At 59.0% G+C, this 25,092-nt stretch carries 22 protein-coding genes; 5 read left to right on the plus strand and 17 right to left on the minus strand.

Annotation, left to right across the window (positions count from 1 at the left end; genetic code table 11):
* Nucleotides 1-1,007, minus strand: a 1,007-nt coding sequence (locus PPP56_RS09980; RefSeq protein WP_353563898.1) for a PAS domain-containing protein, incomplete at its 3' end; no start/stop codon positions are given.
* 430 nt (nucleotides 1,008-1,437) lie between these two features.
* Here PPP56_RS09980 and PPP56_RS09985 point away from each other — a divergent pair.
* From PPP56_RS09985 to PPP56_RS09995, 3 genes are all read left to right on the plus strand, one after another.
* Nucleotides 1,438-3,141 carry an amidohydrolase family protein gene (locus PPP56_RS09985; protein WP_353563899.1) on the plus strand — a complete coding sequence of 568 codons (1,704 nt, stop codon included), beginning with the start codon at nucleotides 1,438-1,440 and terminating at the stop codon, nucleotides 3,139-3,141.
* 53 nt (nucleotides 3,142-3,194) lie between these two features.
* Complete coding sequence (locus PPP56_RS09990; RefSeq protein ID WP_353563900.1) at nucleotides 3,195-4,592, plus strand: amidohydrolase family protein; 1,398 nt, start codon at nucleotides 3,195-3,197, stop codon at nucleotides 4,590-4,592.
* A gap of 115 nt (nucleotides 4,593-4,707) precedes the next feature.
* Nucleotides 4,708-5,982, plus strand: a complete 1,275-nt coding sequence (locus PPP56_RS09995) for an amidohydrolase family protein (RefSeq protein WP_353563901.1) — start codon at nucleotides 4,708-4,710, stop codon at nucleotides 5,980-5,982.
* Nucleotides 5,983-6,169: 187 nt separating this feature from the next.
* On the opposite strand, the gene PPP56_RS10000 is transcribed toward PPP56_RS09995, so the two are convergent.
* The 11 genes from PPP56_RS10000 to PPP56_RS10050 all read right to left on the minus strand — a co-directional run bounded on the left by PPP56_RS10000 (nucleotide 6,170) and on the right by PPP56_RS10050 (nucleotide 16,577).
* A complete protein-coding gene (locus PPP56_RS10000) occupies nucleotides 6,170-6,784 on the minus strand; it encodes a 4'-phosphopantetheinyl transferase family protein (RefSeq protein WP_353563902.1) in 615 nt (204 codons plus the stop codon).
* Nucleotides 6,781-7,305, minus strand: coding sequence for a Na+/H+ antiporter subunit E (locus PPP56_RS10005; RefSeq protein ID WP_353563903.1), 525 nt, complete (start codon nucleotides 7,303-7,305; stop codon nucleotides 6,781-6,783). Before PPP56_RS10005 ends, PPP56_RS10000 begins: the two co-directional genes overlap by 4 nt.
* Entirely contained in the window at nucleotides 7,232-8,821 is a 1,590-nt protein-coding gene (locus tag PPP56_RS10010; protein ID WP_353563904.1) for a proton-conducting transporter transmembrane domain-containing protein, read from the minus strand. Before PPP56_RS10010 ends, PPP56_RS10005 begins: the two co-directional genes overlap by 74 nt.
* 48 nt (nucleotides 8,822-8,869) lie before the next feature.
* Complete coding sequence (locus PPP56_RS10015) at nucleotides 8,870-9,241, minus strand: NADH-quinone oxidoreductase subunit K (RefSeq protein ID WP_353563905.1); 372 nt, start codon at nucleotides 9,239-9,241, stop codon at nucleotides 8,870-8,872.
* Between the two features lie 84 nt (nucleotides 9,242-9,325).
* Nucleotides 9,326-9,805, minus strand: a complete 480-nt coding sequence (locus PPP56_RS10020) for a Na+/H+ antiporter subunit B (protein ID WP_353563906.1) — start codon at nucleotides 9,803-9,805, stop codon at nucleotides 9,326-9,328.
* 90 nt (nucleotides 9,806-9,895) lie between these two features.
* Nucleotides 9,896-12,370: a putative monovalent cation/H+ antiporter subunit A gene (locus tag PPP56_RS10025; protein ID WP_353563907.1), complete on the minus strand. Its 2,475-nt coding sequence runs from the start codon at nucleotides 12,368-12,370 to the stop codon at nucleotides 9,896-9,898.
* A 53-nt stretch (nucleotides 12,371-12,423) separates the two neighbouring features.
* Nucleotides 12,424-12,858 (minus strand): monovalent cation/H(+) antiporter subunit G, encoded by a 435-nt coding sequence (mnhG, locus tag PPP56_RS10030; RefSeq protein ID WP_353563908.1) that lies wholly within the window; start codon nucleotides 12,856-12,858, stop codon nucleotides 12,424-12,426.
* A gap of 61 nt (nucleotides 12,859-12,919) precedes the next feature.
* Nucleotides 12,920-13,213 carry a cation:proton antiporter gene (locus PPP56_RS10035; RefSeq protein ID WP_353563909.1) on the minus strand — a complete coding sequence of 98 codons (294 nt, stop codon included), beginning with the start codon at nucleotides 13,211-13,213 and terminating at the stop codon, nucleotides 12,920-12,922.
* Between the two features lie 381 nt (nucleotides 13,214-13,594).
* Nucleotides 13,595-14,215 carry a superoxide dismutase gene (locus PPP56_RS10040; RefSeq protein ID WP_353563910.1) on the minus strand — a complete coding sequence of 207 codons (621 nt, stop codon included), beginning with the start codon at nucleotides 14,213-14,215 and terminating at the stop codon, nucleotides 13,595-13,597.
* Nucleotides 14,216-14,632: 417 nt separating this feature from the next.
* Complete coding sequence (locus PPP56_RS10045) at nucleotides 14,633-15,691, minus strand: saccharopine dehydrogenase family protein (protein WP_353563911.1); 1,059 nt, start codon at nucleotides 15,689-15,691, stop codon at nucleotides 14,633-14,635.
* A 58-nt stretch (nucleotides 15,692-15,749) separates the two neighbouring features.
* Nucleotides 15,750-16,577 carry a TatD family hydrolase gene (locus PPP56_RS10050; RefSeq protein ID WP_353563912.1) on the minus strand — a complete coding sequence of 276 codons (828 nt, stop codon included), beginning with the start codon at nucleotides 16,575-16,577 and terminating at the stop codon, nucleotides 15,750-15,752.
* 233 nt (nucleotides 16,578-16,810) lie between these two features.
* On the opposite strand from PPP56_RS10050, the gene PPP56_RS10055 reads away from it, so the two are divergent.
* Complete coding sequence (locus PPP56_RS10055) at nucleotides 16,811-18,094, plus strand: SpoIID/LytB domain-containing protein (RefSeq protein WP_353563913.1); 1,284 nt, start codon at nucleotides 16,811-16,813, stop codon at nucleotides 18,092-18,094.
* 25 nt (nucleotides 18,095-18,119) lie between these two features.
* On the opposite strand, the gene PPP56_RS10060 is transcribed toward PPP56_RS10055, so the two are convergent.
* The 4 genes from PPP56_RS10060 to PPP56_RS10075 all read right to left on the minus strand — a co-directional run bounded on the left by PPP56_RS10060 (nucleotide 18,120) and on the right by PPP56_RS10075 (nucleotide 23,698).
* Entirely contained in the window at nucleotides 18,120-19,367 is a 1,248-nt protein-coding gene (locus PPP56_RS10060; protein WP_353563919.1) for a PAS domain S-box protein, read from the minus strand.
* Nucleotides 19,368-19,493: 126 nt separating this feature from the next.
* Nucleotides 19,494-21,461 carry a PAS domain S-box protein gene (locus tag PPP56_RS10065; RefSeq protein ID WP_353563914.1) on the minus strand — a complete coding sequence of 656 codons (1,968 nt, stop codon included), beginning with the start codon at nucleotides 21,459-21,461 and terminating at the stop codon, nucleotides 19,494-19,496.
* A 116-nt stretch (nucleotides 21,462-21,577) separates the two neighbouring features.
* Nucleotides 21,578-22,048: a nuclear transport factor 2 family protein gene (locus PPP56_RS10070; RefSeq protein ID WP_353563915.1), complete on the minus strand. Its 471-nt coding sequence runs from the start codon at nucleotides 22,046-22,048 to the stop codon at nucleotides 21,578-21,580.
* A gap of 297 nt (nucleotides 22,049-22,345) precedes the next feature.
* Nucleotides 22,346-23,698: a glycerate kinase type-2 family protein gene (locus tag PPP56_RS10075; protein WP_353563916.1), complete on the minus strand. Its 1,353-nt coding sequence runs from the start codon at nucleotides 23,696-23,698 to the stop codon at nucleotides 22,346-22,348.
* Nucleotides 23,699-23,807: 109 nt separating this feature from the next.
* On the opposite strand from PPP56_RS10075, the gene thiE reads away from it, so the two are divergent.
* Nucleotides 23,808-24,467: a thiamine phosphate synthase gene (gene thiE, locus PPP56_RS10080; protein WP_353563917.1), complete on the plus strand. Its 660-nt coding sequence runs from the start codon at nucleotides 23,808-23,810 to the stop codon at nucleotides 24,465-24,467.
* A 162-nt stretch (nucleotides 24,468-24,629) separates the two neighbouring features.
* Here thiE and PPP56_RS10085 read toward each other — a convergent pair.
* A partial coding sequence (locus PPP56_RS10085; protein ID WP_353563918.1) for a uroporphyrinogen-III synthase occupies nucleotides 24,630-25,092 on the minus strand: 463 nt, incomplete at its 5' end.

Genomic DNA, 25,092 nt, shown 5'->3' on the forward strand with positions numbered 1-25,092 from the left:
TCTATCTGGTCCTGAAGCAGTTCAATTTGCATGTTCATAACGCTCAGCGGTGTCTGAAGGTCGTGCGCCACGCCCGCCATAAAACGAGACTTGGATGCATTGGCCTCCTCGGCCGTCTGTTTCGCCTCTTTCAGCACCTGCTCGTACTGTTTGCGCTCGGTTACGTCGCTGAAGTAAACCGATACGCCCCCCCGAAACGGATAGGCATGCACCCGAAACCAGCGATCCAGCGGGGGGAAGTATGACTCAAATTGTACGCTGTCTTGCTCTTCCATAACCTGCTGGTACCGGTCATGGAATGCCAGATCTACTGCTTCCGGAAACGCATCCCATATATTGGTACCGATAAGCTCGTCTCGCCCTCGCTCAAGCCATTTCTCAGCCTTGCTATTCACGTAGGTAAATCTCCAGTTGTCGTCGATAGCAAAGAACGCATCGGTAATGCTCTCCAGAATGTCTTCATGGTAGCGGTAGCCCGCGCGCAGTTCCATCTCGTCCACGGCAATCGCCGCCAGGTCTTCAAGACGTGCCACTGCTTCCGGGTCGGGCGTGCGCGGCTCTGTATCCAGTACACATATCGACCCAATACGATAGCCTCCCGGCGTTGTGAGAGGCATTCCCGCATAGAACCGGATGCCCTTTGCTTCACCAGCAACATCAAATCCCTCTGCAACAAGCGGGTTATCTGCAAAGCGCTCGTCTTCACGCGCATCCTCAACAACGAGCGGCCCTTCTTCTCCCACGTTGTATGCACAGAATGAGATGTCGAGTCCGACAGCATCGGGATGTGGGTCGGTTAAGCTCGACTTTGTCCACTGCTTGTCGCGTCCGATAAAGTTGATATATGCCAGCGGGGCATCGAAAATGTCAGCCGCCAGACGGGTAAGGCGATCAAAGGCTTCCTCAGGTGGGGAGTACGCGCTCTGGTACTGACGGAGCGCTGCAAGCCGCGCTTCGTCAGCCACGTTGAAATGCGACGCGGGCGTCTTGGAGGGATCAAACGTCATGTAATGAGGCTCAGGTCTGTGTTTTTGCAGGCAGAGGGGCCGAACCGCTGTGAGAGCGCTTTTCGGAGAATGAATGGCTCTACGCCGGTCTTATAACTTCGTGGCCCAGCGCTGTGTTTGCGCGAAGCTGCAGAATTATAACGGGTTGTGCACCTCTTTGGGTACCTTCTATGCTGTACGTGTACTGTGCCGAGTAACGTTAACAAGAATACTCGCCCGTTTCGTTCACTCGTTCAGCAGACGTTGCAGCACACTGCTTTGCTCCCTCGCAAACAAAACAGTATGTGAGATAAGAGTAAGGTCGTCACGCTCAACCTGTCCGATTGTTACCTGCTCTGGACATATTGTCACGAATTGGCCTGATATTCCGACCAGCTACCATTATGTTAATAGTCAGTCTATCGTAGACGTTCACACACGCCCCATCCCTATGTCGCTTTCTCTCTCTTTGCGTACAGCCTCAGTCGCTGCGCTTCTCCTATGCCTTGTGGCCCTGCCAGCTGTTGCTCAGTCGGAACGGCCCGCTGTTACACAGACGTTGGCCTTTGAAAACGCAACCGTCATTACCGAGCCAGGAAGCGAGCAGACAGGCGTTACGGTTGTTGTGCGTAACGGAATCATTCGCACGGTAGAGGCCGGCGCATCCATTCCGTTTGATGCCCGCGTTATCGACGCCGATTCGCTTTATATCTATGCCGGGTTCATCGACGGCTTCTCCCATACCGGCATAGATATGCCGGAAGAAGAGGACGCAGGCAGCGTCGACGATCCGGGCAATCCGTCTGCTGCTCGCGCCGGCGTGCAGCCCGAGCGCAACGCATCGGCTTTCTTCGACCCGGGAGCAAGCCGCGTTAACCAGCTTCGCATGCAAGGCGTTACTACAGCCCACGTTGCTCCCGAGGGCCGCATGCTACCTGGACAGGGAGCCCTTGTTAACTTGCACGGGTCCAATGCAGAGGCCGCTCTCCTCACAGACGGAGTGAGCCTCTTCGGACAGTTTCGCGGGGCACGCGGATCGTGGCCGAATGTTGTATCGCCCAGCACCACCATGGGCGTCATTTCCATGATGCGTCAGGTCCTCCGCGAAACCGAACGTCGCCAGCAGCTCGAAGCAGCCTATGCAGGCGACCCGCAGGGCCGGCAGCGTCCCCCACGCGATGCCGCCCACACCGCCCTGATGCCCCTTCTTGATGGCGAACGCCCGCTCATATTCGCCGCTTCGTCTGCAACCGACGCGCACCGCATTCTTGCCTTGCAGCGCGAAATGAGCTTTCCCCTTATGATCGCCGGGCTCAAAGAGGGGTTCAATCTCCTCGACGTCTTGCAGGATGCGGACGTGCCGCTCTTCTTGTCGCTCGATCTGCCTGAGCGCACCGAACTCGACGAGAACGAGGAGCCAACCGCGTACGACCCCATGCTGCGCGTGCACGACGCCAGCGATACCGAACGCGAACGTGCAAACCTGGAGCAACGCCTGCGCGCTGAACAAGAGCGCTACATCAATCAGGCAGCTACGCTCCACGACGCCGGACTCTCCTTTGGGTTCAGCACCGAAGGCGTCTCGCCAGGTGACCTGCACGGCCACCTGCGCACACTCGCTGAAAGCGGCGTTCCCCACGACGTCCTCCTCGCAGCTCTCACAACCACCCCGGCCCAGACCTTTGGCGTAGACCGCCAGCTCGGCCGCGTAGCACCCGGCTTCATCGCAAATCTTGTCGTTACCGATGGCCCTCTTTTTGACGAAGACACCGGCATCCGGCATGTTGTGGTTGATGGGCACCTGTACACGAAAGACGAAGCCGAGGCAGGCGAAGTAACTGGCGATGCAGAAGCCGTTACCGGTACGTGGACGATGACGCTCGAAACGCCACAGGGCGACATTGACATTGAGGTACAGCTGCGTGGTGATGACACCGGACTCACTGGCAGCGTCGTCGGACCCGACGGCTCTGAGGAGCGCCTGCAGTCGATCTCGTTCGATGGCGAAACGCTCTCGTTTGTTGTACCTGGCAGCCAGATGGGCGATGCACGCGTCTCAGGCACTATCGAAGAGGACCGCTTCGATGGTACGATCTCAGCCAGCGGCATGAGCTTCGACGTCACCGGACAGCGCACCAGCCCCGACCGCCGATAGCCGCCCTGCACGCCTTCCCTCTTCCCGTTTTTGCACCACGCCCCGAATCCCCCATGCGAACCCTCTTCCTTCTTCTGCTCAGTCTCGGTCTGGTATGGACAAGCACCGCCCAGCCAGGCCCCGACCAGCTGCGTGCTGATGCGCCCAATAGCGTGCTCATCCAGAATGCAACCGTTCACACCGTTACCAACGGCACGCTCGAAACCACCGATATCCTTGTCCGCGACGGAGTCATCGCGTCGATCGGCAGCAACCTGTCAGCGCCCAGCGGCGTGGAGACGTACGACGCCAGCGGCATGCATGTGATGCCGGGCATCATCGACGCGCATTCACACATTGCCATATCGGATGTCAACGAAGCAACGAGCCCGGTTACCGCACACGTAAGTGTGGGTGACGTGCTCGACCCCTACGACGTGCGCCTCTACCGCGCGCTGGCCGGCGGCGTAACGACCTCGCATGTAATGCACGGCTCTGCTAACGCCATTGGCGGGCAGAACGAGACGATCAAGCACCGCTACGGGATGACGCATCCCGATGCACTTCGCATGGAAGAGGCCCCGCGCACGATCAAGTTTGCACTCGGCGAAAACCCGACCCGCGTGCACGGCGAGGGCAGAAACATCGTACCCCGCACCCGCATGGGCGTGGAGTCTGTGATTCGCGAGGCCTTTACCGAGGCGCAGCGCTACCAGGCCATGAAGGATGCGTACGAGGCCGGCAACCGCAACGCGCCGCCGCCTCATAGCGAACGCATGGAGGTTGTTGCAGGCATTCTGAGCGGCGACGTGATGGTGCATGCCCATTCGTACCGCGCCGACGAGATTCTCATGCTCATGGACGTGCTGGAGGACTTTGGCGTAGACGAACTGGTTTTTCAGCACGTAAACGAGGGGTTCAAGGTTGCCCCCGAACTGGCTGCCTTTGGCGCTGGAGCTTCGATTTTTTCGGACTGGTGGGCTTTTAAGTTTGAGGTCTACTACTCCACCGCGTACAACGCAGCAATCCTGACGCGCAACGGCGTTAACACGTCGATTAACTCCGACTCGCCCGACCTGAACCGGCATCTGTACCACCAAGCCGCGAAGTCGCAGCGCTACGGCGGACTGTCTGACGAGGAGGCGCTCGCTCTCATCACCATCAATGCCGCCGAGCACCTTGGCATCGATAGCATGGTGGGGTCAATTGAGGAAGGTAAGCACGCCGATCTGGCTATTTTCAACCACCATCCGCTTTCCATCTATGCCGTAGCACAGCGCACCTACGTGGATGGCGTGGTGCGCTTCGACCGCGACGAGGACCCCGACGACATGCGCCTGCGCGTGGATCCTGAATCGGTTGTTGAAGAGACGTTCGTGTGGCACGACGCGGATATCCGCCATGGCGCGTGCATGCAGGGAACTGGCACGCACCTGCACGCCACCGAGTCGGGTCTGCATCTGCACCACTGATCGTCGTAACGGCCTCTTACTTCCCTCTTTCAGCCCGCGCCCCCTTATTCTACTCATGCCTCTACCCTTCCCCATGCTGCGAATCGCTCCCTTGCTGCTCTGCCTTGTTCTGTGGATGCCCACGGACAGCTTTGCCCAGAATACGCCCGCCCAGCGCACCGATATTGCCATCACGAATGCGCGCCTCGTTACCGTTACAAACGGCGTGATCGAAAACGGCACGCTCGTTATCCGCGCCGATACCATCGCGGCCCTCGGAGCTGACGTTGAGGTGCCCGATGACATTCCGGCACGGTTCAATGCGGACGGGCAGTCGGTCTATCCCGGCCTTATTGACAGCGGCACCCGGCTCGGACTCGTTGAGATCAGTTCGCTCTCTGAGACGCGCGACTTCAGCGAGATCGGCGACCTGACGCCTCACATGCAGGCGCTTACCGCCGTCAACCCCAACTCAGTTTCCATTCCGGTTACCCGGCTCAACGGCGTTACGACCGTCATCACTGAACCAAGCGGTGGGCAGTGGCCCGGCCAGGCGGCGCTGATTGACCTCTTGGGCTATACGCCCCAGCAGATGCATGTGGCGGGCGTGCAGTACATGGTTCTAAACTTTCCCTCAACCGGGCGCCGGGGCACTGGCGACACGCGCTCTGAAGAAGACATTGAGCAAGAGGCACAGGAAGCCCTTGAAGCGCTGAACGAGCTCTGGGACGACGCTACGCTCTATGCCGAAATTCAGGCGCGCCAAGACGAAGCTGAACCCGGACACTTTACCGAGTATGCCCCGGCGTACGACGCGCTCGTTCCTGTCGTGACTGGTGAGCAGCCCATCATGCTCAAAGCCGACAAGGCTGCCGACATTCTGGATGCGCTCGCCTGGGCTGAAGAGCGAGGCATCACAGATCAGATAGTACTTAGCGGAGCATCGGAAGGATGGCGTGTAGCTGATACGATCGCGGAAGCGGGGGTGCCTGTGCTTACCGGACCGGTCATTGCGCTTCCCTCCCGGCAGTCTGATCGCTACGACAAGCCGTACGCCAACGCGGGTCTCATGCATGAGGCGGGCGTTCAGGTGGCGCTTCGCACCGGCGAGGACAGCAACGTCCGCAATCTACCGTTCCACGCGGGCTTTGCAGCCGCATACGGAATGGGCGCTGATGCCGCACTGGAGGCCATCACCATCGTCCCCGCGCGGATTTTTGGCATCGACGACCGGGTTGGCTCGCTTGAGGTCGGAAAGCAAGCCACGCTCTTCGTCGCCGACGGCGATCCGTTTGAACCAGCTACGCAGGTCACCCGGCTGCATATCAACGGATACAACGTACCGTTGCAGTCTCGCCACACCGAGCTCTACGACGAGTTTATCGAGCGCTCACCCGGTCTTGACAAATAACGCCTAAACGCCTGGTAAGAGCTCCTGCGCGGGTCAGTCGGACGGTCGTGCAGGAGTGCTTGTTCACTACCTTGTTCATTACATACACAGCGTGCGCGCAGTGCCCCTTTGTACGGCTGGTGTACAACTGCACAGTGGCTCTCTGCACCTCTCTGCAAGATGCCGCATTGGTAGGATAGCACATCTGCTACTCGGGTACCGCCCAGGCCCACCAGTAGTCCTGCCGGCGGCCGAACGTGAGATGCCAGTGGTCATGGGGCTCGCTGCGCGTTACAACAGCGCGAGCGGTCCCGGTGCGCGCGTCTACTGCAAGCTGAATAGACTTCGGCGAGCACCGAAATCCGCTACGGCGTGCCTTTAGCACCGCCTCTTTAAGGGTCCACGCCAAGATGAGCTGCTCGTCGAACGAGCCGGGAAGCGTGTAAAGCGTGTCGCGATCGGTGGGAGCAAAGAGAAAACGTGCTACGTCGGGGTCGCGCGGCTGGATGCGCTCCAGGTCGACCCCGATGGGCGTTAGAGACAGTACAGCCATCGCCCAGTCGCCCGAGTGAGCGAGCGAGCCATAGAAAGGCCCATCGAGCAAGAGACTGTCATCCGGAGCCACGTGGATGTGTGCGTCACCGGGTGGTACGCCTCGGTGCTGTGCTACCAGACGTTTCAGGGCCGTTCGTCCCGCCACGAAGCTGCGCCGCCGGTCCGCATCCCCAAAAGAACGAAGCCGGGCTCGTTCGTCTGGACGCAGGAGGGCGGGCTGCCCGTCGGAGAGCGCACACCAGCGCGTGTATACCGCGGAGCGTTTCACGACGAGGCGTGATGTTTGGCGGAGAATAGTTCGGACCGGTCGGCTTTGCCAAGCGCGTTCATGATACGGCGTTCCAGGCTGGTCTTGAGAGCAGCCACCTCTTCTTCCACGCTTTTGTCGATGTACATGGCGTGGATGTAGAGCGTTTTGCCGTCTTCAGACACGTCAATGCTGAGGGTACCCGGCGTAAGCGAGATCAGATTGGCAAACAGGGTAATACCCAGGTCGGAGCGCACGTCGAGCGGAATGGCGAGGATGCCTGCCCGCATGTGATACCCGGGCGTGAGCACCTCGTACGCCACGCGTAGGCTGGAACGCACCAGCTCTTTTAGGAAAAACCCGATCAAGAACACCTGGTGGCGCAAGCGGTCGTCGTATGCGACATCGCCCAGGAGCGGCTGCATGATACGTAAAACGCCGTATCCGAGCACAAACCCGAACGCGAAATTACCGAGTGTGAACGCCCCCTGCACTGCCATCCAGATCAGCGCCAGGAGCAGGTTGAGCAATAGAGTCTTCATGGCCTAAGACGGCATCTATGTAAAGGTCAGCGTTCATGAGTTCGGTAGCGGCCTGGTTGCCCACCTCATACACCGGCCCAATGAAGAGACTGATGCCTACGATGAGCACGGCTACGAGCGCAATGGGAACGTAGAGCAGGCGTACGTTGCCCGCGAGCGGCGGTACGGTGTCGGGCCGGTCGGCTGGCTGGTCGTCGTCGGCACCGCCGCCTGGCAGAAAGGAATACATCCATATCTTGGTCATGGAGAACATCGTCATGATACCCACGGCGAAGGCGACCCCAACGATAATGTACTCCTGGGCCTGCAGTCCGGCAATACCCAGAATAAGTTTTCCCCAGAAGCCTGATAGCGGCGGGAAGCCCGCCAGGGCAAAGGCCGAGAGCAGAAATAGAATGGAGAGACCGGGGTAGTGCGCGTAGAGTCCTTTCAGCTTTTTGAGCGTGAAGGTGCCCTGCAGATGCCGCGTTACGCCACTGATGAGGAAGAGATTTGACTTCGCGAGGATGTTGTGGACTACGTAGTAGATTGAGCCAATGAGCGCGAGCGGCGTGAAGAGCGCCAGCCCCATGATCATGTACCCGATCTGACTCACGATATGAAAAGAGAGGATGCGTCGGAAGTCCGTCTGCGCTGCAGCCCCGAGCACGCCGGTAACCATAGTGAGGCCCGCAATCCAGAGCAGAATAGTCTGGGTATAGCCATCTTGCACGTTAAACAGCAGCGTAAAAACCCGAATCATAGCGTAGACTCCCACCTTGGTAAGGAGTCCGGCAAAGAGCGCCATGATCGTGGGCGGGGGCGTGTGATACGAGGCCGGCAGCCAGTAGAACAGCGGAAAGATAGCTGCTTTAATCCCGAAAGCAATCAGGAAGAGCATCGAGACTGTTGTGATAATGCCTGAGGCCCCCTCCATATCGCCGAGGATAGAAGCCACCTCTGCCATGTTCAGCGAGCCGGTAAGGCCATAGATAAACCCAATGCCTGCGAGAAAGATAAGCGACGACACCAGGTTGATGCTCACGTACTTGATGTTTGCGGTGAGCTGTGCGCGGGTGTTGCCAAGGGCCATCAGCACGAAGGATGCGATGAGCAGCACCTCAAACCACACGTAGAGGTTGAACAGATCGCCTGTCAGAAATGCGCCGGCAATGCCGACCATGAGCAGGTTCATAAACGGATAGAACCCAAACTTGACCCGCTTAGGGTCCATGTCGCCCATCGCATAGATAGCGAGCACCACCCCCATGATCGACGATATAAGCAGCATAATCACGCTCAGGTGATCCGCCACCAGCGTAATCCCAAAGGGCATCGGCCAGCCGCCGAAGGTCGTTGCTTGAATGCCAGCACTCGATACCCGAACGAGCAGTGCAACAGAGAGCCCTGCCATGCTGATCATGCTAACCAGGTTCACCCACGGCTGCACGGCTGGCGCACGCCGTAGCAGCAGCGCGATCACCGCAGCCGCCAGGGGAACGACAATGAGCAGGGCAAGCAACAGGTGGGTAGTCATGAGCAAGAAGCGTTAAAGCAGAAATACAACAGCAGGAGGCATGCGGGGTTACGCGGTGCCGTACACGTCGGGATCAACCTCCTCTTCGCGCAGCACATCAGAGTCGACGGAGTTCAGGTCGCGGTTTGTACGGTATACCAGCACGAGAGTGAAGGCAAGAAGCCCAAACCCAATAACGATAGCCGTCAGGATAAGCGCTTGCGACAGCGGGTTTGCAATAGTTTCAGAGGGGACGGTAGCCCCAACTTCAATGAAGGCGGCTTCGGCACGCGTCATGCGCCCCATAGTGAAAAGCAGCAGGTTTACCGCATTGGAAAGCAGTACAATGCCAAGAATAAGGCGCACCAGGTTGCGGCGCAGAATCAGGTACACGCTGATGGCGAACAGCGTACCAACAACAAAAGCCATTAGCGTTTCCATAGCACAGTCAGGCGGTTAAGCAACAGTATATATACAAATGCGGAGCCAGATGCAGAGCGGGTCGAGGGCGTTCTACGGGCCGTCTTATCGCAGGACATCTTGATATTCTTCTGGGACCTGCCCGCCCTCTTCCCGAGGAAAGAGCCCAAGGCCAAATAGATCAAGCTCGTAAATCACAGTGAGCACCATACCAACAACCAGCAGGTAGACCCCGATATCGAAGAGCAAGACCGACCCGACCTTCATGTCTTCGCCCCCGAGCGTGAAGTATGCCCACAATCCGGTAAGGATGGGCTCCCCGAAGAGGAGCGGGAGCAGCCCGCTAAGCAGAGCCAGGCCAACGCCAACGCTCATCAGTTCGAGTGGGCTTACACGAAGCGTTTTCCGTGACAGCGCCGAGCCGTATGCTGCTGCGTAGAGTGCAAAAGCCCCGGCCGCAACGAGCCCACCGATGAACCCTCCGCCCGACTCATCGTGCCCACGCAGGAGCAGAAAGATCGAGAAGAGCACCATCAGTGGTGTGAGGAGCTTGACCGATGTTTGAAGGATCAGAGAACGAATCATAGTCAGATAAATGTCGCGTTGGCAGCGAGCAGAGGGCGCCGTCTGAGGCTACGCAGTAGCAGCGTGGGGCGATGTAAGAGGGCTGGGCGCTTACGTATCGGGCTTGTCGACCGACTCAGCGATGTCGGCCCCGTTTGCATCGCCTGATGCCGGGGCAGCCGCTGGCTGATCGGCCGAAGCAGGTGCATCAGCCAGCGTTTCTCTACGCGGCTGATCGACCTTTCCTTCTGGTCCCTCAGAATTTCCTTCACCTTCAGAACCTGCGCTCTGGTACGACAGCAGCGTATAGATACCGAATCCAGCGATCATAAGAACGACGATCTCCCCGAGCGTATCGATGGCACGGAAGTCCACCAGAATCGTGTTCACAATGTTGCGGCCTTCGGCCTCCGTGTACGTATTGACAGCGTAGAAATTGGCCATGCTGCTATCGAACGGGTACTGCAGTGCGACCAGCATAAGTCCGGTAATCACGGCTCCTACGCCCACCGCAATGAGCGCGTCGCGTATGCGTCCGCCATTACTAACCGACTCTTTGAGGTTAGGGAGCTCAATGAGCACCAGCGCAAACAAGATAACGGTGAGCGTTTCGACCAGAAACTGCGTCATTGCCAAGTCGGGCGCTCCGAACGTGAGATACACCAGCGCGATACCGATACCCGATATGCCGAGCGAAACCACGGCTGCAAGACGTGATCGCAAGAAGATGATCGAGATGGCGCCACTCACAATGAGCAGGGCAATGGCGGCATCGTAGATCTGGAGGTCTGAGAAGTCGATGGCGAATCCACCAAGTTCATGGCGAAGGAATGTACCTCCTACGAGCAGCACCGTAAAGCCAAGGATCGTGGCCATGTAGTAGCGCAGCACTCCGTTCTGCAGGAGGCGCGTCTGCCACTTGGCAAGGCCGAGAATGCCATCGATGACCCGGTCGTACCCCCGGTCGAGGCCTGAGCCAAAGGCGCGCTCAAAACCTCGTCCGATAGCGTGGTTGCGCATCGCCGGGGTAGCAAAGTAGAGCGCCACCCCCGAAGCTACCGTGATCGCACTCAGAAGCAGCTCAATAGTGAATCCGTGCCAGAGCACCAGATAGAGCGAGGTAGGCTCCCCCATTACGGCGCCGACAGCCGGCCCGAGGAACGGATCGCCAAACCACCCGGGAAAGAGTCCGAGTAGCACACAGAACGCGGCCAGTACGACGGGGCCAAACCACAGCCCGGCCGAGGCCTGGTGGGCATGTTCGGCGGCCTCGCTTGGACTGCCCCAGAACGGTTTCAGGGCCAGGAGACCGGCTCCCGCAACGAGCGCGATGTTTGCGAGAACGGATATGCCTGCAATAGCTGTTTCTGCAACGCCCCCATTCAAAGCCGCTTCGTAGACGACCTCTTTGCCAATGAACCCAAAGAACGGCGGGATACCTGCCATAGAGAGCGCAGCCAATCCAGCTGCTGCAGCTGTAATCGGCATCTTGTGGCGGAGTCCGCTCAGCTTCGTGATGTCGCGCACATGGATGCCATGGTCCACGGCCCCTGTAATCATAAAGAGGGTCGCCTTGTAGAGCGCATGCACGAGCACAAAGAGCATACATGCTTTCAGCGCAATCTCAGATCCGATGCCAAGAAGCATCGTAAGCAGCCCCAGTGCCATCACCGTGGTGTAGGCCAGCACTCCTTTCATATCGGTGTACTGCAGCGCCAGCCAGGCGCTAAGTAGCATGGTCAGCGCCCCGAAGCTCGTCACGACGATCACCCAGAAGTCGGTGCCAGAGAGCGCCGGATGCAGGCGGGCCATCACGTAGATACCCGCTTTTACCATGGTTGCCGAGTGCAGGTATGCACTTACCGGCGTAGGCGCCTTCATGGCGTTGGGCAGCCAGAAGTAGAACGGAAACTGCGCTGACTTCGTGAAGGCCCCGGCCAGCACCAGAATTACGATGGCAACGTAGAACTCGCTCTGCTGGATGAGCGCGCCCTGCTGGATGATTTCAGAGATCTGATAGGTGCCCGTCACCATGTACATCAGAACAAACCCGACGAGCAGTGCCAATCCACCCGCTTTGGTGACAAGCAGGGCCTGCCATGCCGAGCGACGCGACTCGCTGCTGTAGTGGTTGAACCCAATCAGCATGAAAGAGGCGAAGCTGGTGCCTTCAAAGAAGATGTAGAATGTGAGCAGGTTATCGGCCAGCACCATCCCGATCATGGATGCCATGAACATGGACAGGTAGCTGAAGAACCGCCCAAGATGATGGTGACCTTCCAGATAAGCGCCTGCATAAATGTATATGAGCGCGCCCACGCCGCTAATCAGCAGTGCAAAGAACAGGCTGAGTCCGTCAAGATAGAAGCTCAGAGAGACGGTAAACGCCTCAACTGCAACCCAATCAAACGAGGCCGAGACGGCACCTCCATCTTGAACTGCCGCCGTGTAGGTCGCCAGATACGCTACGATGCCTGTAGGCACAAGCGCATACATCCACCCCGACAGGCGGCCCAACGACCGTGTAATCCACGGCGTAAAGGCAGCCAAGATAAATCCTGCAAAGACAACAGCTAAGATACCCATGAAGCACTCTCAGTCAAAGAAAACGACCTACTACGGACACACGTTGGGGCACACTACGAGGGAGACGAGGCATCGCGCGCCTCGTCGCCGTCGGCGTTCTGCGGGCGTACCGCTGCTACCTGAGGCATGGGCCCCCCCTCGGCTTTGCGGTCTTCCTTGAATTGGTCAATCACTGTACCTTCCCAGAGCGTTACGCCCATCCGTTCGCCAGAGGCGTATGATGCACGTCCCATCATGTGAGCAGCCACAGGAGCCGTAAGTAACATAAACAGCACCAGCGCCATTGCCCGTGTGAAGATGCTCAGTGTCGGATATGTCAAAAACACGGCAACGGCAATCAGCATGACGCCCAGGGTTCCGGCTTTGGTGGAGGCGTGCATACGCATCGGGACGTCGGGAAGGCGCACCACGCCAAGCGCCGCGATGAACACAAAGCCTGTACCTGCCAGCAGGAATACTATCAAAAGCAGATCAATGATCGCGTTCATAGAGCGTAAAGACTATCGGCAAGAAGAGTACAGTATAAAAGAGCAGGCGTGGACAACCGCGTCACGACGAGGTCGTGTCGGACGTGCTGCTTACGAACTCGAGGTACCGTGAAAAGGCTACGGTACCCAGAAACGCAATGAGCGCAAGCACGAGCGAGACCTCAAGGAAGAGGGGCTTATTCTCGGCGATGGCATACACCAACATGATCGCAATAGCAATGTATGCAACCAGGTCAAGCCCCACGATCCGGTCAGGAAGCGACGGACCGCGAACAACGCGGTAGAACGCCAGCAACACCGAAAGGCTCAGAATTGCCATCGATATGTAGATGGCTCCGTCGACAAACACATCCATTACTTTTTTGCCTCTTTACTTCAGGGGGCATTACCAGGTGCCACCAATGATAATGCTCAGCGCAGGGTGGGACAACGGCGCCGAGCAACTCACTAACGGGTAAGCTCGGGTACTCTGTTTGTTACCACAACATAACGGTTATTGTGTGTTAAACCGCACGTATGGTACGCGACAGCGCAGAAATATTCCAATGAGAGTCGCACAAAAAGCGCTTTAAGCCGCGGCTTCACGCGCAACTCAACGAAAAAAGGGAGAGGCGGAAGATTTCCACCTCTCCTTTAACATTGACCACACAAATGTGATGTGATGGAAGAGACAAGGTACTACATCTCTCCTTTTTTACGTCTGCTTGGTTAGAGTCAGCACGTTGCGCATCGTCAATTACGCATCGTCGACTGCGTTTTCATAGCGCTCATTGACGGCATCCCAGTCAATGATGTCGAAGAAGCTATCAACGTAGGTACCGCGCTCGTTTTGGTAGTTCAGGTAGTATGCGTGCTCCCACACGTCAACGCCAAGAATAGGCGTGTCGCCCTCCATGTACGGACTGTCTTGATTTGGCGTTGAGTATACTTCAAGGCTTCCGTCGGGCTGCGCCACGAGCCAGCCCCACCCGCTGCCAAACTGTCCGGTCGCAGCGTTCTTAAATGCTTTCTTGAATGCATCGAACGAACCGAACTGGTCGTCAATTGCGTCTGCAAGGGCACCGGTGGGCTCGCCGCCTCCTTCTGGCGAGAGAATGCTCCAGAACAGGCTGTGGTTGGCGAAACCGCCTCCGTTGTTGCGCACAGCAGTCTGAATGTCTGCAGGCAGGTTGTCAATGCCATGCAGCAGCGCTTCGATCGAGTGGTCGCTCAGGTCGTCGTGTCCTTCAAGGGCAGCGTTGAGCTTGTTGGTGTAGCCCTGATGATGCTTGCCGTGGTGGATGCGCATCGTCTGCTCGTCGATCGCAGGCTCAAGCGCGTCGTAGTCGTACGGTAGATCCGGAAGAGAAAAAGCCATAGGTTGTGTTGGGGTTGATGTGTAATGTGGGTGAACCATGCACGCTGCTCGGGCTCGCAATGCCCGCGTCAGTCTACAACGCGACGCTCTTCTCTATCAATCTCTATCGAGCGAGAATCGATTAGGAAGCTTTAGCCAGAGCAGCCAGCATGGAGGAACCGGTGTCGGATCCGATGACCGAACGATGCCTCTGGGGGTTTGTTTTCTACGTTGCGTGGCCATTACAACTGTACATAAGAGTCGTCCACATCTACCTGCCTTCTATTCTCGTATCCGGGTCCACGTGTGTGCCGATGGGTAGCGGTTCAATGGATGATTATCATACGGCCGACATCATTGGAGTCAGACAACCCCCTCTGTCTATCGACATCTCCCCCTTGTAAAAGGGGGAGAAATCCGACACGAGCCTCCAGGGCGCTATGGGGCGTCGTGTAGCTCTACGCTGGTGCTCTGGTGCACTGCGGCGACCAGGTCGGCCCCAAACGCTGTAGATGGCGTATGGTATCCTGGCGACGGGGGGGTCTTCAGCGCGCGGATCATGCACTCTACAGCTGCGCGTGCAGTGAGCGTGTACCCTTCTGGTCCTTTCCAACGAGCAGTATGCCGGGTGCCGTCGGGGCTCTGCACTTCGCCCCACACCCATGAAGCCCCCTCTCGACGCGTTTCTGCATCGGGGCCGTCGAGCGTCTGCTTCAGGAGGGCCTCAATGAGTGGGCGAACGCTGTTGCGTGCCCACGTGGGCAGATAGGCCGACCAGTACATAAGCTGACGCATCACGGGCGGCACGTACGTGTACACGCTAATGGTTGGTATGCCGGTAGAGTGGTAGGCGGTGCTGATGTCGCCCCACGGAATGGCGGTGAGCGTGCGGGAGCGCCCGGCAATATCTACCTGGCGCGTGTGCGTGCCTGGGGGGATGCGCACCAAGTTCCCGTTTCGGCGCATCAGGCTTCCTTCTCCCCATCCACGCAGTGCTGTAAGCGCGGTGCCCCGCGAAATCGACCCGAGCCCCACGAATCCAAGCGAAAGAGCCGTAGCGTCTGGGTAGGCCTCCGCGAGGGTAGCGGCAACGCAGTCGGTCGGCACCACATCGAATCCGGTACCGGGCAGCAGCACGACGCCTGCCTCCTGTGCGGCCTCGTGACGGGCACGCAGCGCCTCAAACACGCGCCACTCCCCGGTGATGTCCAGGTAGTGCGTGCCGGCTTTGAGGCAGGCCTCCACCATCGGGAAAGCCGTATCCTCGAACGGACCTGCACAGTGCATTACGCCATCCACCGTACGAAGCACGTTCACGAGTGCGTCGTGGTCGTCGAGCGAAACGACATGCCCCGGCACCTGCCACTTCGCTTGCAGGTCGGCGATGCGCTCTGCATCCCGCCCGGCAATGGCAAAGTCGACATCGCGCTTCAGCGCCTCGCGTCCGATGAGCCTGCCCGTGTAGCCGTATGCGCCATAGATGAGCCAGGTTGCCATAATAGATTGCGGAGACTGCTATTAGAGAGATTAGGGACACCACCTAACGGCTCAGCATCTACGGGCGATCCGTTTCAGCGGCAGATGCTTGGTTCGATCCTACAGGAGCAGGCAGGTCGTAGACAGATTGCGCATTGGCCGTTGTCGTTTCGACGATGGTTTTGAGCGTGTGGTCGGTCACCGCTGCCAGATATTCCGCCACGTGCTTCACGAATGCGGGCTCGTTGCGGTGCCCCCGCTCGGCCTGTGGTGCCAGATACGGGGCGTCGGTCTCCAGCACAATGTGCTCAAGCGGCGTGGCGCGCAGCATCGCGTCGTGGTCGCTATTTTTAAACGTTACGATGCCTCCAATGCCCACGTAGAACCCCAGCTCCCAGGCGCGCTGCGCCGTGTCGGCATCGTCCACAAAGCAGTGCAAAATGCCATGCAGGCGGTCGCCATCGGGATGCGCAGCACGCTCCTCAGCCAAGATAGCCAGCACGTCGTTGGTGGCCTCACGGTTGTGGATAACCAGCGGCAGTCCGGCTTCAATCGCCAGGCGGATGTGCATTCGAAAGAAGTGCTTCTGCCGATCATCGAACGAACGATCCCAGTAGTAGTCAAGTCCGCTCTCGCCGATCGCCACCACCTGCTCGTGGTCGCACCAGTCAGCCACCGTTGCCATGTCGGCATCGGCTGCGTCTTCTGTAGATGAGGGGTGGAGTCCGGTCATCGCAAAGACGTCGGCGTGCGCCTCGGCCAGCGCAACGGCCTGCTCAATCGAAGGCGTATCGATGGCTGGCAACACGATCGCCCCCACGCCTGCCTCGCGCGCCCGGTGCAGCACCGCCTCGCGGTCGTCATCGAAGCGGTCCAGGTAAAGATGGGCGTGCGTATCCACAAGCATAGTGCGGCTGTGTCGCTATGAAAAAGATAGACAAGGACGAATGTGTTGCCAGGCGCGGTGCGCTGCTGCCTCCCCATTCTTTCAGATGTTTGCGGAAAAGCTGCAACTTCGCATGGCCTTTTATATACTGTAGATTCCAAGGTTGCTCCATTCACCGGTCCATCTCCCGAACATTGTATAGTTCTGTGACTCTGGCTTCTTTTTGGTTGTGGATTCGCAGCGTATGCGCCTCTTTGCATGCTCCTCGCGCACGCAGCATTGCTCTGTTCGGCATAGTAGGGATGCTGGTGCTGCTGGATGCGGACATTGCAGCCGCGCAGGATGTTCGGGTGCGGGTCCTGGCCGATCAGTCGCTCGACCGGGTGGAGCTCGTGACCTCACGCCGGGTTCCCGTGCACACGCATCCCGATCGGTCTCCGCTATTTCACATTGAGCCGGGCACGGTTGCCACGCTGTCAGTGCGCCGGGGCGACGTGCACATCGAGCATGGCTCCGACCGCATCTCAGCTGCAGTGCTCTACCTGCACGCGCCTCGCCAGGCTGCCACCCGCTTTCGAAGCGGCGGCGTAGAGCGCTCGTACCGGGGCGTCTTCGAAGTGCGCCCCGACGGCAATACGGTTGAGCTGGTTAATGCGGTGCCGCTGGAGTCGTACGTCGCCAGCGTGGTGGCCAGCGAGTACGGCCTCGACGATAGAGAAGGCGCCAAGGCTATGGCCGTCGTGGCACGAACCTATGCCCTACGCGGAAGCGACAAGTTCGACGGTACCTACACCCACGTTGACCATACTCTCTCGCAGGTGTATCGGGGCCTTTCAACCATCACTGATGCCTCGCGCGCTGCTGCAGAAGCCACACGAGGCGAGGTGCTCACGTACAACGGGCACCTCATTGAAGCAGTCTACTTTTCGAGCAGCGGCGGGCATACCGCAAACAACGAGGACGTCTGGGATGCCAGCGAAGACTTGCCTTATCTGCGCGGCCGTAGCGATCCGTACGACTCGGTGTCTCCCCATCATACGTGGCAGTCTACAGCCAACCGCGCCACCGTGCTACGTGGGCTGGAGCGCCGTTTTGGTGGGGCGGTGCGGGGGTTCTTTCTTGGCGATACCGCCCACGACGGACGCCTCCTGACGCTTGAGCTACTGCGTCCGAATGGTTCGCGCGAGGCGGTGCAGGCTAACGCGTTTCGGCTTGCTGTGAACCAGGCTGTAGGGCGCGAGGTGCTGCGGAGCACCTGGTTTGACGCGCGGCGTAGTGGCAACTCGTACGTTTTCAGCGGGCGCGGATACGGGCATGGGGTCGGCATGAGCCAGTGGGGCGCTCACGGGATGGCCCGGGCGGGGCGCTCCTACCAGGACATTCTCTCGTTTTACTACCAGGGGGCTACGCTTACCCGTATCGACGACGTGCAGCAGCCCCCGCCCACGCTGGCTCTCGACGAGCCTGAAGCCCCGGCTCCTACGCCCGCAGCAACCGAATCCAGCCGACGTGAGTCGTCGACCCGTATTGGATGGTAGACGCCAGGATGATGCCGCGCCCGGGCTACTCCCCCTGCGCAGACACGTCGAGTCCAACAGCTACCAGATGCTCGGTGCCGTCTATGAGACAAACGGTGCCGTTTATCATGTACGGATACAGCGTCCCGTCTTTGGCCTGCAGGCGCACAGCCACCCCGAATGTGTCTTCTCCCGCAAAGACCTGATTCACCGCTGCCCGAACGCGAGCTCGGTCTTCGCGATGTACGAGCTGCGCAAGCGTGCGCCCCTGCATGTCATCTTCGGAGTAGCCCGTGCGTCGAACAAGCGTTTCATTCCAGTAGCGCTCACCACCAGAGCGGTTACACATGTAGAGCAAGGCAGGCATCGCATCGCGTGTGGCCTTGTGCGCGCGCAGTTGCTTTAACAGCTGCTTGCGCACCCGGTAGCGCGCGGTGATATCTTGCATCGCAAACACGACACGTTTCTCATCGGACGTGCCTGCGTCGAGAAAGGCCGCGTTCAGGCTCAGGTACCGGCGCTCTCCACTGGGCCAAGTAACCATGCAGCGCATGTCACGAATCGGCGCGCGCGTGTCCAGCACATGACGAAGCGGCGTGCGCGTTACCGGGTCGTCGTCGACCGGCTCGATCGACCACCCCAGCTGCTCGTACCGCCAGGCCCCATATGCCCCCTCTTTTTCGGCATCTGATACGTCCGTGCGCTGCAGCCCCAAGATTGCTTCGGCTCGTGCGTTGGCATATGTAACCTGTCCCTGATCGTTGACGACCGCGATAGCCGCCACATCTGTATCGAGAATCGCTCGAAGCAGGTGGTCTGTCTGCTCAAGCTCAGAACGCGTGCGCATCTCATCGGTCACGTCGCGCAGGGTGATGACGCGCATGAGTCCTGCTGCACCGCGCACGGCCTTCACGTGGACCTGAGTCGCTGCAGAAGATTCCGCAGGCCATTCAAGTACAGTCGTTTTTCCACGCTCGGGCAATTGGTTGACAAAAAGCCGTGGCAGCACGGCCCCTTCTTTGATTGGTCGCTGGGGGAAGAAGTCCTGAGCTTGCCGGTTACAGTGTTCGATGCGGTATGTGCTATCTATGACGAGCACGCCCCCGTCTACCTGATCCAGGAGTTCTGCCGGCAGGTCAGTACGGCTTGAGGAGGGGGCGGTGCTGGCCCGCATCTGCTCATGTCTCCCGATCGTTGCAAGCGCAACTGCTGCAAATAGAATCGACGCGAGCACAGGCAAAACACTGTAGAGCCCCATGCCTCCGAGAAATGTCCACTGCGCGATCAGATACACCAAAGCGATAGCAGGTCTGCAAGGGCAATATGCGTTTGCTTGTGTTCGTTCGTGTTTATGTGCAGCCTCATGCGCAGTTCGGCGGTCCCCCTCTGCATATGCACCAATCTGGTGACATTACCGCCTTCAGTTGTGGTACGTCGCATCCAGATGGCGCATCCATACCGTTACGGTAGTACCTTCTCCCTCGGCGGACTCGATCGACACGCTTCCCTGCATGAGCTGAGCCATCTTGTGCACGATTGCAAGTCCCAGTCCGCTTCCTTCGTGAACGCGTGCCATCCCGGTAGAAGCCTGCGTAAACGGCTGTGTGGCACGCGGGATGTATGAGGCCGGCATGCCCGCCCCCGTGTCGCGCACGGTGAGTCTGCTTTTCCCGGATTCATGACCGATGCTTACCGTAATCTGCCCCTCGCGGTCTGTAAATGCTGCTGCGTTCCGTATCAGGTGCCGCGCAATGCAGGCAACCGCTCCGCGATCCAGGCTGACATGCTTTGCGTTATCGGGGCCGTCGATTACCACCTTTGCCTGTGGTGCTGCGCTGCGCACTGCTTCTTTGATGTGTGCCTCTATGTCGACGGGGGCTGGCGAAGGCATGTACGTTCCCGCCTCCAGCTGCGAGAAAAGAAGGATATCGTCGAGGGTATTGAGTAGCCGCTTCCCACCGGTTACGATGTGGCTTGCAAATCGCTCTGGCGGGTTCTCTTCCTCAACCATAATATTGGCATATCCGATCATGGCTGTTAGTGGCGTGCGCACCTCATGGCTCATATTGGCCAGGAACGAGGTTTTCAGCGCGTTCATCTGCTCGGCGTTTGCACGCGCATCTTCCGCCTCACGGCGTGCCTCTTGAAGCGCTCGTTCGCGCTTGCGCTGCGCTGTGATGTCGAGCGCAACGCCTACAGCGTACGATGTTTCGTTGATGGTGAAACGCGCTCCTGTGAATACATACGGGACGCGCGTGCCGCAATGCGTTACCAGCTGGACTTCGATCCGAAACCCAATATTTTCTCCAAACAGCGTACGAATCGCCTCCCGCATGCGCGGCCGATCTTCTTCGGCAACGAGTTCGTCGAGCGTGTGGTCGTGGAGTTCATCTTCGGTATATCCAGCCACGGATTTAAGGGTCTCGTTCCACCGCTGGTACCGTCCATTCGCATCCACCATAAAGAAGAGCCCCGGCAGGCTATTTATGGCGGCTTCTGCAAAGTGTTGCTCTTTTCGGAGCTGCTGCTCTGCCTGATAACGACCCGTTATCTCTTGTACGGAGAACACGACCTGCGAGGGGCGCTTGTCGTGCGGGAGCGGAGCGGCGTTGAGCGAGATATACTTGCGTGTGCCATCAGGCCAGGTTACCGCGCAGCGCATGTCGCGCACTGTTTTGTGCGTATGCAGCACGTCATGAAGCGGACGCCGGGTCGCCATGTCAGCGTCAACAGGCGTTAGCGTCCACCCGATCTGTTCGTAGGTCCATGTACCATCCGTACCGCTTTTGAGTCCCAAGATGGACTCGGCCTGTTTATTTGCATATGTGATGGTTCCGTGTGCGTTAACGACCGCTACCGCGGCCACGCTGGTCTGCAGAATTGCACGGAGCAGGCGGTCGGTTTCGCGAAGGGTTGCCTCGGTACGGAGCACCCGGGTGTTATCGAGCAGTGTAATGACGCGATGCAGGCCATCGCTCCGTCGCAGCGTTTCTACCTGAACGCTTAGTGCTTTTCCGCTATCGTTGTGCCATCGAAATGATAGCGGTGCGCCTTCTTCGTTCAGCATGCGCTGCGCCAGCGCCTGCGGAAGCACTGCCCCCTCCGATAGGGCGTCGTCGCACAAAAGCGACCGGGCCCGTACGTTGACTTGCTCGACCTGGTAGGTGCTGTCGACGACCACGACGCCAACGGACAGCCGGTCGATCCATGCGTTGTGGAAGGAAGGCTCTTCCGGCGTATCTGCAGATGCTTCTTCATCGGAGGGAATCTCCTTCGAAACAGATGCCCGGTAGCGCCACCAGAGCGCAAGTCCTATCACCAGGAAAACAAGCAGGCCAACCCCTCCTACGGTGAGGACCTTATCTGCCACGCCTGTAATATCGTTCACGCCCCCGCTACTGTTTACGATTCCCGCGTGGCGTGCTGCGCTTATAGTGTTCATTGCACTGTATACATACACGAATCAAGCTGCGGTCTACCAAGGGCTCGGGGTTCCGTTTCCATTTAGTCGCTGATTTCCGTGATATGTGCGTGGCGAGCTGCGAGCCGCCACGCCCCGTCGCGCTCTCTCCACACATGCGTATAGCGGCGATGCACCGTACCGCCTGCATGGGGAGCTTCGCCTACTGGAACGACCGTTTCACGCCCCATGACGACCGCTACACCTTCGCTCACCTCAATGGTTTCAATCGCCTGCTCATACGATTCGTAGGCCGCTACCCCAGACCTGAAGACCTGCAAAACGGCTTCGCGGTTAGGTACGACCACGTTGCGCGGCGCGTTGACCATGAAACGCTCTGTCCAAAGCCGCTCCAGTGCATCGATGTCCTGCCTAAGAATTGCCTGGCGCATCTCGTCTTCTGCGGCCTGAACAGACTCAATGTCGGATTCTGGGGCTTCCTGTGCCAGAGCAGCGGGCCCGCATCCACCAATAAAAAGAGCGCTTAAGAGCACAATAAAGACCGTTCGGGGCATTGCTGCTAAGATTTGTCGATATAGGATGATCTATTATGTTGTCTTAAAACCAGCCCTGTGCAGTTAATGAAGGCCAAATGCAGCACAGGAAGAGTTAGTTCTCTGACTCAATGGTGTCCCGCAGCGCTTGGGAGATCACTTCATCTCAAAAGCAGAATACGTTCTTGCGGAGTGGCCACTATTATTTGCTCTGCAACGGTAGACTGGTCAAGGAGCGCAAGGTGGCATTTGCACCACTATACATGTTGTGAATGTACTGTCAATGGTACAAAAGAAATAAGACAAATGCAGCTCTACTTAGTTATGCGGCTCTACTTGTGCGGCTCGACCCATCTGCGCTGCGCCAACCAGCCCCACATGCAGATCCATTACATTGGTCTCTGTTGGACCGGGCTGATAGAGCCCACCAAGGCGCTTGAAGAAGGTGTAGCTGTCGTTGTTGGCCAGATACGCTTCGGGGGCTAAACCGCATGCCTGTGCTTTTTCGTGCGTTTCTGGGGTTGCCCATGCCCCGGCAGCATCGGTTGGGCCGTCGATGCCGTCGGTGCCCGCACAGAAGAGCACGGCGGCAACGTCGGATGCCCCCAGTATGGGCACCGCAGCAAGCGCAGCTTCCTGACTGCGTCCGCCTACGCCGGTGCCTGTCACATGCACGGTGGGCTCTCCGCCCCATACGAATGCACACGGCCCGCGGCTTTCTGTAAGACGCCGAGCGTGCCGGGCACCCACTTCGCTCGCCTCGCCCTCTATGCGCTTATTGACGTTTACAGTCGTGTATCCGCGCTTTCTCAGATACGCAACTGCGGCTGTACGTGCATCATCGTTGCTGGCGATAACGGTTGTCTGGGCACGCGACAGACGTTTATCGCCCGGCGGTACGGTTTCGGGATGCGTACCGCCCTTCCCTTCTACCAGATACGTGCGCACCGCGTCAGGAATATCGCTCCACAGATGCGCTTCGCGAAGCGCGTGAATCCCGTCGGCATAGGTCGTAGGATCGCCTACCGTCGGGCCGCTTGCAATGGTAGACAGGTCGTCGTCAGGCACGTCAGAGATGACGTAGCACCGTACGGCGGCTGGGTACGCAGCCGCTGCCAGACGCCCGCCCCCAACTTGCAGCACGTGCTTGCGCACCGCGTTCACGGCGTCGATGGGGAGCCCGCTCTGCAGCAGCTGTTCGTTGAGCATGCGCACTGCCGCCATCGAGATGCCCGCTGGCGGCAACGCCGTGCATGCCGATCCGCCGCCCGACAGCCCTACGATGAGCAAATCGCCGCGTCCGCATTTCGCCGCCATGTCGAGAAGAAGGCGTCCGGCGCGCGCGCTGTCTTCGGTGGGATGCGGATGCCCCGCATCCACCTGCTGCCATGGCTGCGGGAGCGCAGGCTTCGGGGCCGTGCTGTAGCCCTTCGGCGCGACGACACACCCTGCATCCGCCGAAATTTGGTTGCCCCACTGGCGCGCCCACGGCGCAGCCGCCTTTCCGATGGTTGCGGCGTATATCTGCTTTGCCTCGTGGATCGTGGTCCGTGTGTCGCCATCGACGCGATCGCTCGCGGAGGCGGCGTCCATAAGACGGTCGGGATGCACGGCCTGCACGCCGGCTTCGATGGCTTCTCGTGCGTCGGACAAAAGCTGCGAGTAGGGCATGACGGGCACCTGAGTAGTTTTGAAGAGAGCAGGTCAACTAACGCGGGTCTGCTGTGTATGCAGATGTGCGCATGTTGTCTCCAGATCCCTGCCTCTAATACCGTACGCCATGCCGAATTCGCTCCCCACCCCCGCCGTTGGTCGCCTGCATGTTATCACCGACTTTCGTCTCCAGCAGCGGTTTGACCATGCCGCACTTGCCGAACGTGCCATCGCGGGAGGTGCAGACACCATTCAGTTTCGTCAGAAGCATGGCGTGGTGCGCAACCAGCTCATTGCTGCGCAGCGCGTGCAGGAGGTCTGTGCCGATGCAGAGGTGCCCCTGATCGTGAACGACCGGCTCGACGTAGCGCTGGGTGTCGGCGCGCGGGGCCTCCATGTAGGTCAGGAGGACATCCCGGTCGCTGTTGCGCGCCGTGTGTTGGGGCCGGAGCCTGTCTTAGGCGCTTCGGCGTCGACGATCGCACAGGCCCAGGCGGCCGAAGCCGATGGCGCTACGTACATCGGCTTCGGGCCCATCTACCCGACGCAGTCCAAAGCAAATGCAGGTGCTACGCAGGGCTTGAAGCGCCTGCGGGCCTGCTGCAGCGCCGTGGACTGCCCGGTCATTGCCATTGGCGGCATCACCCGGCACCGGGTGCACGACGTGATTGCAGCCGGTGCCCATGGCGTGGCTGTGCTTTCAGCGGTGGCCACGGCAGAGAATCCGCGCCGGGCCGCACGCATGTTTCACCTCGCACTTGAGGAAGCAACGTCTGCTACCCAGTAGCCCGATTATAGCACATAATGCCGACGACGCCGCATTCGCGCGGCCTCTGCCACCTCACCTTCACATGCTCCATCGGGGGCTCGGGAGCGTAAATGCGAAAACAGCCACGCGAACGCAACGTCGATCTTTACCCACGCACTCGCCTTTTCTCTAAACCGGTCTCTACATTTCCTGTAGTGCAGCCTGCACGCCTTCCGGCGTCGGGGTGGGGGCCACGGCCACGACGGAAGCGCCCCCCGCGCGAAGCGCTGCCGCAGTGGTGGTTCCGATTGCCGCACACGGGTATGCGCTCAGGTCGTATCCGGAACGCTGTACGGCTTCTACTCCCGACGGACTAAAAAAGACAAGGGTTGCGGGCGGATCGGGCAGCGAAAGGTCGGTGCGGATACGGGTACGATATACTTCGACCTCGTCGAACGGACAGCCCGCTTCGGTGAGCGCTTGCGGCAAGGTGTTACGACGACGATTGCCGGAGAGGAAAAGAAGCGACGCTGGCGTATCTGCCATTGTATCTGCCATTGTATCTGCCATTGTATCTGCCATTGTATCTGCCATTGCATCTGCAATGATGCGCCGAGCCAACGCCGTTGCGTTGCCGGCTTCCTGCCCGACGGGCTGCCCGCCC

The organism is Longimonas sp. (genome assembly GCF_040409695.1).
Taxonomy (GTDB): Bacteria; Bacteroidota; Rhodothermia; order Rhodothermales; family Salinibacteraceae; genus Longimonas.

Coding starts and splice junctions, on each gene's coding strand:
- PPP56_RS09985 (WP_353563899.1), top strand. CDS start 1,438: ATGTCGCTTTCTCTCTCTTTGCGTACAGCCTCAGTCGCTGCGCTTCTC.
- PPP56_RS09990 (WP_353563900.1), top strand. CDS start 3,195: ATGCGAACCCTCTTCCTTCTTCTGCTCAGTCTCGGTCTGGTATGGACA.
- PPP56_RS09995 (WP_353563901.1), top strand. CDS start 4,708: ATGCCCACGGACAGCTTTGCCCAGAATACGCCCGCCCAGCGCACCGAT.
- PPP56_RS10005 (WP_353563903.1), bottom strand. CDS start 7,305: ATGAAGACTCTATTGCTCAACCTGCTCCTGGCGCTGATCTGGATGGCA.
- PPP56_RS10010 (WP_353563904.1), bottom strand. CDS start 8,821: ATGACTACCCACCTGTTGCTTGCCCTGCTCATTGTCGTTCCCCTGGCG.
- PPP56_RS10015 (WP_353563905.1), bottom strand. CDS start 9,241: ATGGAAACGCTAATGGCTTTTGTTGTTGGTACGCTGTTCGCCATCAGC.
- PPP56_RS10020 (WP_353563906.1), bottom strand. CDS start 9,805: ATGATTCGTTCTCTGATCCTTCAAACATCGGTCAAGCTCCTCACACCA.
- PPP56_RS10025 (WP_353563907.1), bottom strand. CDS start 12,370: ATGGGTATCTTAGCTGTTGTCTTTGCAGGATTTATCTTGGCTGCCTTT.
- mnhG (WP_353563908.1), bottom strand. CDS start 12,858: ATGAACGCGATCATTGATCTGCTTTTGATAGTATTCCTGCTGGCAGGT.
- PPP56_RS10035 (WP_353563909.1), bottom strand. CDS start 13,213: ATGGATGTGTTTGTCGACGGAGCCATCTACATATCGATGGCAATTCTG.
- PPP56_RS10040 (WP_353563910.1), bottom strand. CDS start 14,215: ATGGCTTTTTCTCTTCCGGATCTACCGTACGACTACGACGCGCTTGAG.
- PPP56_RS10045 (WP_353563911.1), bottom strand. CDS start 15,691: ATGGCAACCTGGCTCATCTATGGCGCATACGGCTACACGGGCAGGCTC.
- PPP56_RS10050 (WP_353563912.1), bottom strand. CDS start 16,577: ATGCTTGTGGATACGCACGCCCATCTTTACCTGGACCGCTTCGATGAC.
- PPP56_RS10070 (WP_353563915.1), bottom strand. CDS start 22,048: ATGCCCCGAACGGTCTTTATTGTGCTCTTAAGCGCTCTTTTTATTGGT.
- PPP56_RS10075 (WP_353563916.1), bottom strand. CDS start 23,698: ATGCCCTACTCGCAGCTTTTGTCCGACGCACGAGAAGCCATCGAAGCC.
- thiE (WP_353563917.1), top strand. CDS start 23,808: ATGCCGAATTCGCTCCCCACCCCCGCCGTTGGTCGCCTGCATGTTATC.